The following is a 17420-nucleotide window of genomic DNA, read 5'->3' as shown; positions in this document are numbered from 1 at the left end:
TGCACACCATTTAATGTATGTTGAAATTTTATATTCTTATTGGAATATTTAACAAGACAATTTCGGAGGTGGCGTCAAATGTTCCACATAAGAAGATAGCGGAAATTGATGCGTATTTTTATAGTATTTGTATTCTTGATCTGTACTTATAAATACTTCTACAGAATGTGTTGTTTGCAATTTAATTTCATCTTCAAAATCAATTTCTTTTTCCGTATTTTCTTCTGTGTCAATCTCTATTTGTTCTGTAAGTACGATAGCATCTATATCAAACGAAGATTGAATTTTATTATAAACTAAAAAAGTTACATACGCACACATTCCCACCAAAAGTGAAAATCTAAGTAGTGTATGTGTTTTTGTTTTATTCAAAATAATATATTATAATTCGTTTACGTCTTCTGCGACAATCCAACCTGTTTTTCCATCAATGAGTTGAATTTTTTTCCAACTATCAATGGTATCTAACACCTGAACTTTTGTTCCTTCATGCAATACAAAAACTGCATCACTTCGCAAGTTTGGTTCAGCCTTTACAGTTGTTTCCGTTGCAAATATAATGGCAGGTCTATCTTTTTGAACCTTCCCATATTGTTGATATGCAATTGCAACAGTTCCCAAGATAAAAAGGAAAGTGATAAAACTCACAATAAAATAGATTCTTTTTTTCAAGGTTTGATATGCAAATTGATACAATAAGAATGAAATCACACATAAAAACCCACAAATCACAGCAATCCAAGCCCATTGATTGTACGTAAATGTTCCTGTAATGTTTCCAACAAATTTAGAAAGTTGTGTTTTTGGCAACGCTTCAATCGCGTCAATTGTCATGTTTTTGGCATACGCCAGATTGTTCAAAATATCTGTATCATTCGGCGAAAGCTGTAACGCTTTTTCAAAATAATACACACTTGGACCAATTTCATTTCTTTTGTAATATGCGTTTCCAAGATTGTAATAAATAGCTGCTGAATGGTTTTCTGTTTCCAGAATTGACTTATAATTTACAATCGCTTCTGCATAATTTCCATCATTATACGCTTTATTTGCCGCGTCGAATAATGCTGTATTATCTTGTCCAAAAGCTAGTGCAAAACTAGAAATGAACACGAGAAACATATATGTGATCTTGATTTTCATTTCTTTTTATCGATTTATTTGTTTGTCAATTTGCGAAATAGTTTCCACCGATTTTTCGTAATCTTTCGTAATCGTCACATTAGATGCAGGCGTAAAACGTGCAAATTCGCAACTTTCTAACAATGTTATAAAATCACGAACTGTTTCATCTTTCACATTACGTTCTGTCAATAATTGACTTATTTTTTCTTTGCTAAATTCAGATGTTTCTATGCTAATTTTTGCTCGCAAGTAATTGTGCAAAGCTGGTTCTAACACTTCATAAAATGCTTCTTTATCGCCAAGTTTCTTCTTCGCTTCCGATAAGTATTTCTTCGCCAAACGATTTGCCATCCGTGTTTTACTTCCTTGAATATCATTATCAAACGCTCTCTTTTTTCTTCTAACTAATAATATAATTGGAATAAAAAAGAAAGGAGCAACTAACAATCCGTAAAATAGATTCGATTTAAAGAAATCTTCGGTGGCAATCGGCGTTAAATTTGCGTCTGTTTTTAAAAACTTGAATTGTGAACCAGTAGTTGCAATTGCTTGTTTTTGATTTGTTTCATTAGTGTTTTCGGCAACTATTGTATTTGCTGGACCATTAATCACATTAATAATAATTTCGTCAGAAGCTATTGTTTTATATGTTTTGTCTTTCGGATCAAAATACGAAAATGAAATACTCGGAATTGGATATTTCCCTTTGTATCGCGGCACAACTGTATAACTATCTGAAATTTTCCCTTGCATTCCGCTCAAGCGAGTTGTCACACTTTCGGTGAATTCAGGTTCATACACTTCTAATGAGCTTGGCAAATTGAGTTTTGGTAATTGAAATAATTTTAAGTTTCCTTTTCCTGTCACTTCTACTTTTGCCTGAAGCGACTCATTCGCATCCAATGAAGTTTTGCTTGTGGTTACTTCAAAATCAAAATCACCAACTGCGCCCGAAAAATCTGTGGGTTTTCCAGCTTCTGGCAATGTTTTTACATTAATTGTTCTTTGTGGCGATGATATCGTTTTATGAACCGTTTCGTAACGTCTTCCAAAAACATCTCTACGTTGTGTTGGTACAGAAACTTGCACATCAATAGAAAATGGCTCAATCACTTGTTTTCCGCTTTTCTGTGGATATAACACAAATCGTTTTAATATTACATACGGATACGGTTCGCCTTTATAAGTTCCGTTTTGCGCTTTGAGTTGTGTTTGTATATTTTGACTCCAAAAATTATTAAATTTTGGCTTTCCAAGTTCACTATAATCATTAATAATAATGCCCGATTTTACATATAATTTATAGGAAATTGTGACAGGTTCGTTCAAATACGGATTTCCGTTTGAAACTTCTGTCACCATATGAATTCCTTCAGAAACTGCATATTCTGCATTATTTCCATCTTTTGGTTTGGCAACTGCTTTGACAACTTGAACCGTAACAGGCAAGGTTTTATAAACTTTTCCTTCAATTTCAACCTTTGCTTGCTTTATGGTAAATTTTCCTTCCTTCGTTGGCTGCAAAAAATATGTGTACGTTTTTGAAAACGAGCGTTGTCCGTTGTTCCAAACGTGATTCATAGATTGTACTGGACCTGCAGCAATTCGGAAACCTGTAAATGCTGGTCGCGTAAAATTGTCGCCATCTTCGTTCATTTCAAAATCTACACGCAAACGCTCATTTACGCCCAATTTCTTTTTACTTACTTTAGTTACAAACGTAACCTGCGCAGATACGAAACCTGCGAATAGCAATAAAATAATAGTGGATATGTATACTTTTATTTTCATGTATTGTAACGAACTTTTCTTCGTTTTTTTATATATAATACTATTAGTGTCCGATTATAATTATTTAAAATATCTCAAAGTCCATTTGTAATTGAAGTTTCAGTATTCTACTATACAAATACCGTGCTTTTAAAATTACAATTGGTTATCAGATAGTTATTACAAGGTCTTTGTTCTTGATTCTAAAAGCGTAGCGATCTTGTATCTTTTATCGAACAATATTGATATAATTACCAGTCTTTTTCAGCTTTTATTTTGATGGCTTTTCCTTTTTTCTCATTCAGTTTGTCTTGGGTTTTCTTTTCCGCATTGTTCATTGCTTGTAACAAACTTTTCACTTGTTCAGGCGACAACTGATTTGGTTTTGGCTGTTGTTGTTGCTTATCTTGATCGTCTTTTTGATCCGATTTGTTTTGATCTTTTTTATCGTCTTGCTTATTCTTTTCTTTCTCTTTATCGCCTTCTCCGTCTTTATTTTTGTCGTCCTTTCCGCCTTCGTCTTTCTCCTTATCGCCTTTATCTTCGTTTTTATCTTTCTTGTCTTTGTCGTCTTGATCTTTTTTATCCTGCTCTTTATCTTCTTCCTTTTTGTCCTTGTCTTTTTTGTCTTTGTCGTCCTCTTTCGGAGGATTTTTCTCCAACATGTCTTTGGCTAATGCCAGATTGTAGCGAGTTTCATCGTCTGTTGGATTGTTGCGAAGTGCCATTTTATAAGCTTCTACAGCTTTTGCATATTCTTGTTTTTTCATGAAAATATTTCCCATGTTATGATATGCGCTGTGTTTTTCTGGTTTTGTGAGTGCAACTTCTGAAGCTTGTTTGTATCGGTCAAATGCAGCTTGGTAACTTTCATTTTCGTAATACGCGTTTCCTAAGTTATACTTTGCCGTTGCGTTTTCTCCATCTTTGGAAATTGCTTTTCGGTATTCAGCTTCTGCATCAGCAAAACTATTTTCTTTCAAAGCTTCATTTGCTTTGTATGTGTAATTATTTGATTCTTGTTTGATTTGTTCCGCTTCTTTATTTTGCGCTTGCGCGATAGAAATTGTACACAGTAAAATCAATATGTTTTGTAAGTGCTTCATGATTCTTTTTCATTAAATAAGTTCAACTTTTGCAACCAAGCAGTTTTTCGTTCTAACAAGAAAACATCTAACAGTAATAAGAAGATTCCCAAACCAAGAAACCATTGAAATTGATCTTGATATTCCGAGAATTGTTTTGCTTCAAATTCTGTTTTGTTCATCGTTCCCAATCGGTTTTTGATGAATTCTACTGCTTCTTCCGTTACAGTTCCGTCAACATATTCGCCATTTCCTTCCGAAGCAATGTCTTTCAACGTTTTTTCGTTCAATTTTGTAATGACAACTTCGCCTTGTAAATCTCGTTTGAACGATTCTGTAATTCCTCTTCTTTTGATTGGAATTGGTCCACCTTTTGCCGTTCCAACGCCAATTGTATAGGTTTTTATGCCTTCTTTCGTTGCTTCTTCCGCTAGTTTTCCTGCGCCGCCTGTATGATCTTCTCCATCAGAAATAATGACCAAAACTCTATTGGTTTGTTCTACATCGTCATAATAGGTTTTTGCCAAACGAATTGCATCATCAATCGCTGTTCCTTGCGAAGACAACATATCTGTATTTAGGTTTGCTAAAAACATTTTTGCCGCTGAAAAATCGGTGGTAATTGGCAATTGTGGCACAGCTCTTCCCGCATACGCGATGATTCCGATTCGGTCACTTCCCAAATTATTGATAATTTCAGAAACAATCCGTTTTGCTTTGTCCAATCGGCTTGGCGAAATGTCTTCTGCCAACATACTTTTAGATACATCTACTGCAAAAACAATGTCAACGCCTTCACGTTTTACCGTTTCAAGTTTTGTTCCAATTTTCGGATTTACCAATGCAACAACTAAGGAAGCAATTGCCAAACACCAAATAGTCAACTTCAAAATTGGCTTGAAAATTGATTTTTCTGGACTTAACCGTTCTAGCAATTTTTTGTCGGCAAATTTGCGTTGCGCGCTTCGTTTCCAAAGTTGCAATAATACAAATACCAACACCACAATTGGGATGATAATTAGTAAGTAAAAATATTTTTTTTCTTCTAACATAATTCGTTTTAGATGAAACTTCTAAATAGTGTTTTACGCAATAGTATTTCTATCAATAATAAAATTCCAGCAAATAATACAAATAATCTGAATTTCTCTTCATAGTTTGTATACCGAAATTCTTCTATTTCTGTCTTTTCTAATTTGTTGATTTCTTCATAGATTTCCGCCAGCTTTTCGCTGTTGGTCGCTCTAAAGTATTTTCCGCCTGTTGTGGTTGCAATATTCTTTAGTAATTCTTCATCAATCGTGACTTGCATGTTTCTAAACAAAATGGTTCCATCCGGATTTAACGCCACAGGTGTAGAAGCCATTCCGTTGGTTCCAATACCAATTGTGTACGTTTTGATACCATATTCTACAGCCAATTCCGAAGCAGTTTGCGGCTCAATGAATCCTGTATTGTTCACTCCATCCGTCAATAATATAATGACTTTACTTTTGGCTTTGCTATCTTTTAAACGATTTACGGCTGTTGCTAATCCCATTCCGATTGCGGTTCCGCCTTCCAATTCGCCATGCTTATATTTGATGTCTTTTAATGCATTTTGAATGATATTTTTATCCGTTGTAATTGGTGTTTTGGTAAAACTTTCTCCTGCATACACTACCAATCCTATTCGGTCACTTGGTCTTCCTTCTATAAATTCGGCAGCGACTCTTTTCAGCGCGCTCAATCGGTTTGGTTTTAAATCTCTCGATAACATACTTGCCGAAACATCTATTGCCATTACGATATCAATTCCGTTGTTGGTTTTGATTCGCGAAGAAACTTCTTTGATTTGCGGACGCGCAATTGCTGTAATGATCGCCGCAATTGCCAACATTCGCAACACAAATAATATTGGCTTTAATTTTGGTAAAATACTTGATGTTGCTTTAAAACCTTGCAAGCTTGACATTTTTACAGACGCCAATTGTTTCGGTTTTTTCCAAACATACCAAGCAATTGCTAATGGAATGAACACTAGCAACCAGAAAAATTGTGGATGGGCAAAACTATAATTTTCTAACATCATTTTTGTTCTTCTATTTGCGCTAATGAGTTCATAACTCTATCCAATACTTTTTTCGCTTCTTCGTCTTTATCTGCATATGAAAAACGCAGAATTTGTATGCCAACGCCTTCTTCAAATATGTAAACTGCGTACGCTCTTTTTTGTGATGTTCCTAACGGATTTTCCACATCGTTAAACGTTGCACTTCCGTACATTTTGAGTCCTTTGATTCCACGTGGCGATTCGTACTCATCAAATTTTACAATGATATCTTGTGCGCCAGCTTCTTGCATTTGTCTTAATACTTTTTCAGATATTTTATCTGCTGTAATGTCTGTTTTTTTTGTAAATGTTACTGTTTCCAGATTGATCATAAATGGTGCTAAGTAACTGTTGTACTGAAACATTTGCGAATCGAATTCTGTTTTAATACTGTCAGGCATTTGTATTGGCGAAATCCGTTTCAATACTTTTGGTGTAGCAATGGTAAAACCAGAAGCTCCATATTCACTTGTTACCCATTCTGCTTCCTGTAAATCGTCCATAGAATGACCGATGTACGTGTTTTCTTTTACGTATGTTAAGGTTGCATAACCGATGAGTCCGCCAAAAACAATAATCATGGCACCAATTCCGATCAGTGCATTTCTGAAACGACGTTTTTTACGTTGTTCTTCAAGCAATCGCAATTTATATTCTTCATCTTTTCGTAATTCTTCTTGCGAGATTTCTGGAATCGCCTCTTTGGTTTCTACTACAATATGTTCGACCAAATTACGATCGGCTTGCACCACCGAATCATCAGGTTTTGATTTTGCAAACTTTACCAAATCGGCAGTTTGCAATACGTTTTTTAGACTTTTTATCGTTTCTTCTTTTAAGTCTAAATATCCTGCTTTTTTCTGTGCTTCTATTTTTCGGATGAGTTCTTCCGTTGTACTTTCTAAAGCATCAATCCGAACTTCTTCTTCAATGTATTGACGTACAATATTTGTCAATTCTGAATAGTAATCTTTATATTCTGATTTTAGTAATAAGGTAGAATTGTCAAGCTCATTCAATTGTAATAAAGCTCTATCATATGCTGGAATTTCCGCTTTTTTCTTCTTTTCTTTTTTCGCTTTTAGCTGAAATACAAAGTAGTAGAAATACAACCCGAATGCTAGCAATAATCCTAAAACAAGTAATAGATAAACCCACCAATTGCTATTCCCTTTTTCAACAGAAACGATTGATTTTATTTTATACATTTTCTGCTTCAACGTATCGACAGCAACATCCGCCACAGCGATCCGAATAGAATCTGTAAAGAAAGGTTTCTCGTTAATGAGTATTTTTTGCTTCGGAATGAAATACACGCCTGAATCAAATTGCGTTAATCCATATTGCTTTATCAAATTGTACTTCCCGTCTTTTTTTATCGTGTCAACTTTGTATGATTCCAACAATTCCAACGGTGAAAAAAGCGTGTTTCCTTCAGGAAAAATAATGCTTGCCGTAGAATCTGCTTCAACTGAAATGGAAAGTTTTATTTCTTCTCCAATTTTTATTTTAGTTAAATCAACACTTGCATTGGTTTTTTGCGCAAATGAATAGCTAGTTACTAGAAAAAAGCAAACCATCAAAAAGCTGCTCATTCGTAGGAATGAATTTTTTGTGCTAGCTTGTGCTTTTGTATTCATGATTTTTAATTCGTTATTCATCATTCGTTTAGCCTCTTCTTTTAAAATAGCCTAATAGTTTTTTCACGTAACTTTCGTCAACTCGTGTACTTAATGCGCCTGCGCCACTTCTTGAAAATAATTCTTGAAAGTAGTTTACTTTGCTTTGATAGAATTTTGTATAGTTGGTTCGTACCGTTTTTGAACTTGTATTGACTAACATGGTTTCGCCTGTTTCGGAATCTTCCATTTGCACCATTCCTAAGTTTGGAATTTCCTCTTCGCGTTTGTCATAGATTCTGATTCCCGTAAGATCATGTCGTTTTGCCGAAATTTTTAAAGTTTGTTCGTATTCATCTGCAATAAAATCTGAAAGCATAAATACGATTGCTTTTTTCTTCATTACGCTCGACAAGAATTTTAGTGCTTGCGAAATGTCTGTTTTGGTACTTTTCGGTGTAAATTCTAACAGTTCACGAATAATGCGCAATACATGTGATTTTCCTTTTTTCGGCGGAATGTATAATTCAATTTCGTCTGAAAATAGAATCAGTCCGACTTTATCATTGTTTTGCATTGCTGAAAACGCCAACGTTGCCGAAATTTCTGTGATTGTTTCGTTTTTAAATTGCGTATTCGTTCCAAATAATTCTGAACCAGAAACATCAACCATTAACATCATTGTCAATTCGCGTTCTTCTTCAAAAACTTTTATAAACGGTTCGTTATAACGCGCGGTTACATTCCAATCAATATTTCGTACATCGTCACCAAATTGATACTGACGCACTTCGCTAAACGTCATACCTCTTCCTTTGAAGGTAGAATGATATTCTCCTCCAAAAATATGATCGCTCAATCGGCGCGTTTTGATTTCTATTTTTCGTACTTTTTTAAGTAACTCTTTCGTATCCATTGTTCAGCTTGCTGGACATTCCGCACTTGATGCGGAATCTATTTGAAATATTAAATTTAGTTTGTGTGTTCAATGATTAATTAGAGTAAAAAAACTCATAACTCACTACTAACAACTCATAACTCATTTACGGTACTTCAATTTCGTTTACAATCTTATTGATAATATCTTCGGAAGTAATATTTTCTGCTTCAGCTTCATACGTAATTCCGATTCTGTGACGCAATACATCGTGTACAACGGCGCGCACATCTTCAGGAACTACATAACCTCTTCGTTTGATGAATGCATAACATTTTGCCGCGTTTGCTAAGTTGATACTTCCACGAGGCGACGCTCCAAAACTGATTAATGGTGTTAAGTCTGCTAGTTTGTATTTTTCTGGATAGCGAGTTGCAAAAATGATGTCCAAAATATATTTTTCAATCTTTTCGTCCATGTACACATCTTTTACAGCTTCTTGCGCTCTCAAAATTTGTTCTACAGAAATGACTGGATTTACTTTTTCAAAATCTCCTTTTAGATTTGCACGCATAATCAATTGTTCTTCATCCATTTTTGGATAACTGATCACGGTTTTTAGCATGAATCTATCCACTTGCGCTTCTGGTAATGGATACGTTCCTTCTTGCTCCACAGGATTTTGTGTTGCCATTACTAAGAAAGGTTTGTCCAAAATAAAAGTGGTATCACCAATAGTAACTTGCTTTTCTTGCATTGCTTCTAATAATGCCGATTGCACTTTAGCTGGCGCACGGTTTATTTCATCTGCCAAGACAAAGTTTGCAAAAATCGGTCCTTTTCGGATAGAGAAATCATTCTCTTTCATGTTGTAAATCATAGTTCCGACAACATCGGCTGGTAATAAATCGGGCGTAAATTGAATTCTGCTAAAACTTCCTTGTACAGCTTGACTCAACGTGTTAATCACTAATGTTTTTGCCAATCCAGGAACTCCTTCTAAAAGAATGTGTCCTTTTCCGAGCAAACCAATTAATAAACGTTCTACCATGTGCTTTTGACCTACGATTACTTTGTTGATTTCCATCGTTAGCAAATCGATAAATGCACTTTCTCTTTCTATCTTTTCGTTAATAGCTTTAATGTCTATTGTTTCTTCCATTTGGGTACTTTTTTGTGGCGTGAATTTACTTATCACTTTTAAACGATGCAAATTGTTAAAATTATTCGTTTATTGCTGTTAATAATTGGTTAAAATATTAAGGATATTTATATATTGAAGCCTTTAAAACCCAAAACAACAGTTGAAATCTAACGATCTCATTTTTTTGTTGATAACTCAAGCAGATACACTTTCTGGTTTTACAGATTGTATTGCCTTTTTTTGAATATTATTTTATGGAATTATCAGTACTAGATTATAGCCTTATTATTGGATTTTTCGTCATTGTTTTAGGGATTGGAATATACGTATCCAAAACGTCAGGAAAAAACACAACCGAATATTTTTTATCAGGAAGAAATATGCCGTGGTGGATTTTAGGTGTTTCTATGGTTGCGACTACTTTTTCAACCGATACACCAAACTTTGTAACCGATATTGTCCGAAAAGATGGAGTTTCGTCCAATTGGATGTGGTGGGCTTTTTTAATTACAGGTTTATTGACGGTTTTTGTGTATGCAAAACTCTGGCGAAAATCGAATGTTTCTACAGATATTGAATTTTATGAATTACGCTACGGCGGAAAACCCGCAAAGTTTCTCAGAGGATTTAGAGCTGTATATTTAGGTGTTGTATTTAATGTATTTGCAATGGCTGGAGTTACGCTTGCCGCGATAAAAATTGGTGGAGTTATGCTCGGATTGCAACCAATAGAAACTATATTATATGCAGGAACTATTACCGTAATATTCAGCGCAATTGGTGGATTTAAAGGTGTTGTATATACAGATTTTCTATTGTTTTTTGTCGCAATGGCTGGTGCAATTGGTGCAGCATATTATTGCGTGAACCTTCCAGAAGTTGGCGGAATTCAAAATTTAATTTCACATGAAAATGTAGCCGATAAGATTAATATTTTTCCAGATTTTAGTAATAAAGAAATATTGATTACACTGATTGTTATTCCGCTTGCTGTACAATGGTGGAGTTCTTGGTTTCCGGGTGCAGAACCTGGCGGCGGCGGATATATTGCGCAACGAATGTTAGCCGCAAAAGATGAAAATCATGCGATTGGCGCAACATTTTTCTTCAATATTATGCATTATGCATTACGTCCGTGGCCTTGGATTTTAGTTGCATTGGCTTCGTTGGTCGTTTTTCCAGATATTGCAAGCATTCAACAAGCATTTCCAAATATTCCTGCGGATAAGTTAGGACACGATTTAGCATATTCTGCAATGTTAACAAAGTTACCAAGCGGATTGTTAGGTTTGGTACTCGCTTCGTTAGTTGCGGCGTATATGTCAACAATTTCGACACACTTAAATTGGGGATCATCCTATATTGTGAATGATTTTTACAAACAAACTATTAATAAAGATGCTTCTGAAAGAGAATTGGTAAATGTTGGACGAATTTCCACAGTTGTATTAATGGTTTTAAGTGCAATTTTTGCGCTATTTCTACAAAATGCAAGTCAACTTTTTAACATCATTATTATGTTTGGCGCAGGAACTGGATTGATTTTTATTTTAAGATGGTTTTGGTGGCGAATCAATGCTTGGAGCGAAATTTCAGCAATGGTAGCTTCTGGCGTAATTTCTTTTTTGTTTAAATTGACTGTTGTCGGAGACATTTTATTCACACATAAAGATTTAGATGGAACTACGATTGAAGGTTTGATGCCGAGTTATGCACAATTTCCACTTGTAGTATTGATTACAACGATTATTTGGGTTGCAGTTACCTTTTTGACACAACCTGAAACAGAAGAAACTTTATTCAACTTTTATAAAAAAATACAACCTGGCGGACCTGGCTGGAAAAAAACACTTGCTGATGCGGAAGAAGCAAATGTTGAAATTGTAACCGACAAACAACCTTGGAATGTTCCTTCTGGAATTTTAGCAATGCTTGTCGCAATGATCTTTATTTACAGTATTATGTTTGCCACAGGATATTGGATTTATGGTGATTATAACTATGCAATTTCATTGACAATTGTTGTGATTACTTCAGGATTTATTCTAATACGACTTTGGAAGAAGATAAAAGCGAATGTTTTTTAGGAGACGCGCTTCGCTTTTGGAAACGGCTTTGCCTTTAGTATTGCTAGCGCTCTTGGAAACGCTTTGCTGTTGGATCGCTTCGTTTTTTAGATTTTTGAAAAGTTCGTCATTCTATACTTGATGCTAGACCAAGTTTTTAATTTGTGCCGATAAACAAGCTAAAAAAATCTCGATAGAATTTTTCTTGAAACGTAATTGCGAAAGAAGTATGACTGAAGCAATCTGTTAATCGAGAAGTAGATTGCTTCGTGCCTCGCAATGACGTAATTTTATATACATCTATGGATTGATTTTATAATTTATACTAATCCAAAAAGTCTAACACTTCTAACTTTCCAACAAGTCCAGGAATCTAACATGTCTAAAAATCCAAACAGTCTAAGCTAGTCTAATTGAACAATTTCGTATTTTTACCATAAAATTAATAGACTTTGAATTCAAATTATTCTAGAATTATTGCCGGAACCATGACTTGGGGAAGTTGGGGAAAAAAACTTTCTACTTCTCAAATGATTGACCTTGTTCAACATTGTATCACTTCAGGAGTTACAACGTTTGATCACGCAGATATTTATGGCGGTTATACTACGGAAGCTGACTTTGGAAAAGCATTCGCGCAAAGCGGAATTGATCGCGAAAGCATACAAATGATTTCTAAATGTGGAATTCAATTGCAAGCTGAAACGCGTCAAAATACAATCAAACATTATGAATATTCATCGGATTATATTATTTCGTCGGTGGAAACTTCCTTAAAATATTTACAAACCGATTATTTGGATTTGTTGTTATTGCACAGACCAAGTCCGTTGATGCGTCCTAACGAAATTGCCAAAGCGATTGATCAGTTACAACTCCAAGGAAAGATTAAGAATTTTGGAGTTTCTAATTTTACGCCTTCGCAATTGACAATGATTGGTGCAAAAAGTGTCATTAAAGCAAATCAAATTCAGTTTTCATTGACCGATTTTGACGCCATGCACAACGGAACACTCGATGATATGATTACAAATGCTATTCTTCCAATGGCTTGGCAACCTTTAGGAACTATTTTCCGAGAAAAAAATGAGCAAACTATCCGAATTCACAAAGCATTGGAAACATTAACTGGAAAATATAATGCTACTAAAGACCAATTGGTGTTGGCTTGGATTTTAAAACATCCGTCTGGAATTCATCCTGTGATTGGAACTACAACGCCTGAGCGAATTACGAATGCAGTGAAAGCGTTGGAAATTGAGCTGTCGCTAGAAGATTGGTTTTTATTGTTGACTGAAAGTCAAGGGCATGAAGTCCCTTGAAAAGTAGTGAGATTTTAGATATTAGTATTGAGTTTAATTAAAATAGATTCCCACTTTCGTGGGAAATGAATATGAAAAAAACAGCTTTTATTACAGGTGCGACAAGTGGAATTGGGCGTGAGATTGCACGCGAATTCGCAAAACATAACATACGTTTGATTCTTTGCGGACGCAGACAAGATCGTTTGGACGAATTGCAAAAAGAATTGAGTTCAAAAACAGAAGTTCACACACTAAATTTTGATGTGCGCGATAAAGAAAATGTTTTAAAAGCAGTAGCTTCTTTACCAGAAAACTTCAAAAAGATTGATATTTTGATCAATAATGCTGGAAATGCACATGGTTTAGATCCGATTCAGACAGGAAATTTGGACGATTGGGACGCAATGTTGGATATTAATGTGAAAGGATTGTTATATGTGAGCAAAGCAATTATTCCGCAAATGGTTGCACGAGAATCTGGTCATATTTTGAATATTGGTTCTACGGCTGGAAAAGAAGTGTATCCGAATGGAAATGTGTATTGCGCCAGTAAACACGCAGTTGACGCACTGAATCAAGGAATGCGAATGGACTTACATGCACACGGAATTCGCGTTGGCGCTATTAATCCAGGATTGGTAGAAACTGAGTTTAGTGATGTGCGTTTTAAAGGTGATTCGGCGCGTGCTGAGAAAGCCTATCAAGGTTACCAACCGTTAACACCACAAGATGTTGCTGAGATTGCGTATTTTGTTGTGTCGCGTCCTGCGCATGTAAATATTGCCGATTTAATTGTGATGTGTACAGCACAAGCTTCGAATACGATTTTGAATAAAAATTAGAATTATGAATATCCCGTTAAACGAATTTGAACAACATATTAGTGAAACAATACTAAAAAGAGGTTACAACTATTATGTTAACGGACATGTGCAACCGCTGGAATTTATAGATAATCACACTATAGAAACTATTGTAAATGGTTCTGAAGATTATAATGTAAAGCTACATCTTGAAAAAGAGATTATAAAAGATGTTTTTTGCGATTGCCCTTACGATCAAGGCGTTTTTTGCAAACATATTGTGGCATCTTTACTTGAATTGCAATCTGACGCTATGAATCTTACTAAAGAAAAGCCAAAAAAGGAAAGAAAAAAAAGAGGTAAAAACATAGTTACTCAAATTAAAGAGATTCTCAATGCGCTTACTGAAAAAGAATTGTATGATTTAGTACTAGAAACAGCAAAAGAAAACAAAGAGTTTCGCAATAGTATTATTTCTAAACATGCATTAAAAAATGATACTGTTGATCTAAGTACATACGAAAGAATTATAAAAGATTTAATCCGAACTCATAAAGGCAGATATGGATATATTGAATACAGAAGTGCTACAAAAATCGGAAATGAAGTTTATAAGTTTATAGAGCAAGCTGCGCAATTTCTTGAGGAAGAAAAATATGAAAACACCAGTATTATTTGTCAAGCAATTATAAATGTAATGATTCCAGGGTTGCATGAAGTTGATGATTCGTCAGGAGTATTTCATTCTCGAATAGATGATGCTTTGGAATTGCTGTCTCAAATAAATGTAAAGAAAATAGATGAAAAATTTAGAACTACACTTTTCAAATACTTAACACAAGCTTCTAAAAAAGAAGCTTTTTATGGTTGGGGATATGAAGAGATTTTCATTGACATTGCTGTGGAATTAATTAAAACTAATGACGAAAGAAAAATACTAGAAGCTGCCATAAAATACAATATGAAAGATCAATACGATATTGAAAGATATACGATGGTATTGTATAAAATTATTAAAAAAATAGATGGAGAAGCAGCAGGAAATAACTATTTACAAGAGCACATTTTGCTTCCTGAATTTAGAGAAATTATTGTAAAAGATTTAATTGTTCAAAAAGAGTATAAAAAAGCAAAATCTATTTTATTAGAAGGAATTCAAATCAATAAAGAACAAAGAAGAATTGTTCATAATTGGAAAGAACAATTAGTAGTTATTGCACAAACAGAAAATAATAGAAGTGATATTCTAAAATGGGCAAGAGAATTATATATAAAACACTCTGATCATAAAAAACAGTATTCTGTGCTAAAATCACAATATGCTTCAGAAGATTGGCAAGTTGAAGTAAATGCGTTAATTGTAGCATTAGAAAAAGAATCTCGTAATTCTTCCTCAGAAATTTGTAGAGTTTTAAATATAGAAAATAGAATAGATGACTTGTATAAATACATCATATTCCAAAAAACATCTAATTTTTATTTTCATACACATATTAACTTACTTCAATCTTTTGAATCATCTTTAAAAGAAGAATATAGCGCAGAAATAATACATGAATATACCGAACATGTATATGATAATTTGCAACGTAATACTGGTAGAACTCATTACAAAGACGCTTGTAAAATGATCTTGAAAATCAAAAACCTTAAAGGTGATGTCAAAACTATTGCAGCAAACCTGAGAGATTTGCATAAAAGAAAACCTGCCTTATTAGATGAGTTATCTAAAATATATTTATGAAAAATGAGTTGCATCAATCGTGGTTGAATTTATCATCGAAATATACCGATGATGATTTATTATTGAATGAACTTTGGATTGAAATACATGAAAAATATACTTCTAAAAAACGTCACTATCACAACTTGAATCATCTTGATTATATGTTTCAATTAGCAACAAACGATCAAGCTGATTTGGAAGATTATGACACAGTACAATTCGCCATTTGGTATCACGATGTTATTTATAATTCAGTGAAAAGTACTAATGAATTGAAAAGTGCAACATTCGCGCGAAAGCGATTAATAAAACTTCAGTTTGATCCAAAAAGGATAGAAAACTGTGCAAATTTGATCATTTCTACAAAAAAACACGAAGTCATAAATGCTCAAAATCAAGATAATGCCTATCTTTTGGACTGGGATTTGGCAATTTTAGGAACAACTTGGGAAACGTATGAAAAGTACACTCAAAAAATTAGAGCAGAATATTCCATGTTTCCAGATTTTATGTATACTAAAGGAAGAAAAAAAGTATTGCAGCATTTTCTAGAACGTCCACGAATTTATTACACGGAGAAATACCATGATTTATGGGAAGCTTTCGCTAGAAAAAACATTCAAAAAGAACTTACTTCGCTATTATGATTAACAAACGTCTTTTGATTAAAAATTTGCTCGCGCACAACGACGAGAATAGTTTTTATGACAAAAAGCGAAAGTTGAATATTGATGAAAAAGAAGGAAAAGCAAAGTTTTTGAAACATATTTGTGCGCTTTCTAACAGCAATCCGAAAAACAATTCGTTCATCGTAATTGGTGTGGAAGATGAAGATAATCAAATTGTTGGCGTAGATTTTTTTGACGATAGCAAGATTCAGAATTTAATAAATGCTTATTTGGCAAATCCACCGATTGTGCAATATGAAAATATTTACTTTCCACATTTACCAAAAGGAAAAGTAGTGGGTTTGGTTACGATTAGACCAATTGACAAGATTACGTCACTTCGAAAAAATATTTGGAAATATTATGGCGGTTCTGTTTTTCTGCGTGATGGAAGCATTTCCATGCCAAAAGTGTTTGATATTGAGATTAAAGATGTGAATTCTGGAATCGTTGCTCAGATTGAAAAAAGTGCGCAAAATAATATTAAATTAACACTTGATAGCGTAATTAATTTCATCAACAACGAGCACAAAAATTTAGACTCATATTACCAAGTTTTTAAGGAACAATTTATAGTTTGTTGGGCAGGAATTAAACAGAAAAATAAAGACAAAATTTTTTATTCCAGAGTTGATATTGAGTTAGTTAATGAACAAGTAAAGCTGTTTTATTCCACGTTAGATCAAGTAGAAATCACGTATACCGAAGACGATTTTACTATTGTCGAATATGTTCCGTTAGGATTACAAAACAGATACAAATATTATCCGCTTGAAAAAGTCACAATTACATTTCAACCTAACGGAATGTATAATTTAGAAAGCAATTTGATTTTTGAAGCACCAGAATTTGACAAAAAAACTTTGCATCATATTTACAATACCAACAACGCAATTCTAGAAAAATTAACCAAAAATATTCCGATCAACGAAAGTGAACATCACGATTTACGTAATCTTCCTGCGACGTATATGGTTTGCTATTTGAATGGTTTTCATGAAGCAAAAGACAAATTGGATGAAGCAAAACCACTTTTAAGAAACTACGACATCGATGTTTACGAATCGTACAAAGCCACCATTCGAATTTTAAGGAAGATAAAGTATAGTTAATTACAGAATTAATTCTTCCATAGTATCAT

15 protein-coding genes are annotated in these 17420 nt (G+C 34.1%); 6 read left to right on the top strand and 9 right to left on the bottom strand.

What is annotated here, in order from left to right; all coding sequences use genetic code 11:
- Positions 1–48: 48 nt before the first annotated feature.
- The 9 genes from IMCC3317_RS14890 to IMCC3317_RS14850 all read right to left on the bottom strand — a co-directional run bounded on the left by IMCC3317_RS14890 (position 49) and on the right by IMCC3317_RS14850 (position 9730).
- On the bottom strand, positions 49–372 hold the full coding sequence (locus tag IMCC3317_RS14890) for a hypothetical protein (RefSeq protein ID WP_160130287.1): 324 nt from the start codon (positions 370–372) through the stop codon (positions 49–51).
- Positions 373–381: 9 nt separating this feature from the next.
- On the bottom strand, positions 382–1143 hold the full coding sequence (locus IMCC3317_RS14885; protein ID WP_160130286.1) for a tetratricopeptide repeat protein: 762 nt from the start codon (positions 1141–1143) through the stop codon (positions 382–384).
- 6 nt (positions 1144–1149) lie between these two features.
- Complete coding sequence (locus IMCC3317_RS14880; RefSeq protein WP_160130285.1) at positions 1150–2916, bottom strand: BatD family protein; 1767 nt, start codon at positions 2914–2916, stop codon at positions 1150–1152.
- Positions 2917–3146: 230 nt separating this feature from the next.
- On the bottom strand, positions 3147–4001 hold the full coding sequence (locus tag IMCC3317_RS14875) for a tetratricopeptide repeat protein (RefSeq protein WP_160130284.1): 855 nt from the start codon (positions 3999–4001) through the stop codon (positions 3147–3149).
- Positions 3998–5032: a VWA domain-containing protein gene (locus IMCC3317_RS14870; RefSeq protein ID WP_160130283.1), complete on the bottom strand. Its 1035-nt coding sequence runs from the start codon at positions 5030–5032 to the stop codon at positions 3998–4000. The genes IMCC3317_RS14875 and IMCC3317_RS14870 overlap by 4 nt, the downstream gene beginning before the upstream one ends.
- An 8-nt stretch (positions 5033–5040) precedes the next feature.
- Complete coding sequence (locus IMCC3317_RS14865; protein ID WP_160131931.1) at positions 5041–6048, bottom strand: vWA domain-containing protein; 1008 nt, start codon at positions 6046–6048, stop codon at positions 5041–5043.
- Positions 6048–7712 carry a BTB/POZ domain-containing protein gene (locus IMCC3317_RS14860; protein ID WP_160130282.1) on the bottom strand — a complete coding sequence of 555 codons (1665 nt, stop codon included), beginning with the start codon at positions 7710–7712 and terminating at the stop codon, positions 6048–6050. The genes IMCC3317_RS14865 and IMCC3317_RS14860 overlap by 1 nt, the downstream gene beginning before the upstream one ends.
- Before the next feature lie 28 nt (positions 7713–7740).
- On the bottom strand, positions 7741–8607 hold the full coding sequence (locus IMCC3317_RS14855; RefSeq protein ID WP_160130281.1) for a DUF58 domain-containing protein: 867 nt from the start codon (positions 8605–8607) through the stop codon (positions 7741–7743).
- A gap of 127 nt (positions 8608–8734) precedes the next feature.
- Positions 8735–9730, bottom strand: coding sequence for an AAA family ATPase (locus tag IMCC3317_RS14850; protein ID WP_160130280.1), 996 nt, complete (start codon positions 9728–9730; stop codon positions 8735–8737).
- Positions 9731–9966: 236 nt separating this feature from the next.
- Here IMCC3317_RS14850 and IMCC3317_RS14845 point away from each other — a divergent pair, with 236 nt between their 5' ends.
- The 6 genes from IMCC3317_RS14845 (at position 9967) to IMCC3317_RS14820 (ending at position 17391) form a co-directional block, all read left to right on the top strand.
- Positions 9967–11799 (top strand): sodium:solute symporter family protein, encoded by a 1833-nt coding sequence (locus tag IMCC3317_RS14845; RefSeq protein ID WP_160130279.1) that lies wholly within the window; start codon positions 9967–9969, stop codon positions 11797–11799.
- A gap of 431 nt (positions 11800–12230) precedes the next feature.
- Positions 12231–13100, top strand: coding sequence for an aldo/keto reductase (locus IMCC3317_RS14840; RefSeq protein ID WP_160130278.1), 870 nt, complete (start codon positions 12231–12233; stop codon positions 13098–13100).
- A gap of 71 nt (positions 13101–13171) precedes the next feature.
- Positions 13172–13924, top strand: coding sequence for an SDR family NAD(P)-dependent oxidoreductase (locus IMCC3317_RS14835; protein ID WP_160130277.1), 753 nt, complete (start codon positions 13172–13174; stop codon positions 13922–13924).
- Between the two features lie 4 nt (positions 13925–13928).
- Positions 13929–15629 (top strand): SWIM zinc finger family protein, encoded by a 1701-nt coding sequence (locus tag IMCC3317_RS14830; RefSeq protein WP_160130276.1) that lies wholly within the window; start codon positions 13929–13931, stop codon positions 15627–15629.
- On the top strand, positions 15626–16258 hold the full coding sequence (locus tag IMCC3317_RS14825; RefSeq protein ID WP_160130275.1) for an HD domain-containing protein: 633 nt from the start codon (positions 15626–15628) through the stop codon (positions 16256–16258). Before IMCC3317_RS14830 ends, IMCC3317_RS14825 begins: the two co-directional genes overlap by 4 nt.
- Positions 16255–17391 (top strand): ATP-binding protein, encoded by a 1137-nt coding sequence (locus IMCC3317_RS14820; RefSeq protein ID WP_160130274.1) that lies wholly within the window; start codon positions 16255–16257, stop codon positions 17389–17391. Before IMCC3317_RS14825 ends, IMCC3317_RS14820 begins: the two co-directional genes overlap by 4 nt.
- Positions 17392–17420 lie beyond the last annotated feature (29 nt).

Origin of the sequence: Kordia antarctica, from assembly GCF_009901525.1 — a bacterium.
Lineage (GTDB): Bacteria > Bacteroidota > Bacteroidia > Flavobacteriales > Flavobacteriaceae > Kordia > Kordia antarctica.
Note: the sequence above shows the minus strand (reverse complement) of the source record. Positions and strands in the feature narration are given on the sequence as shown.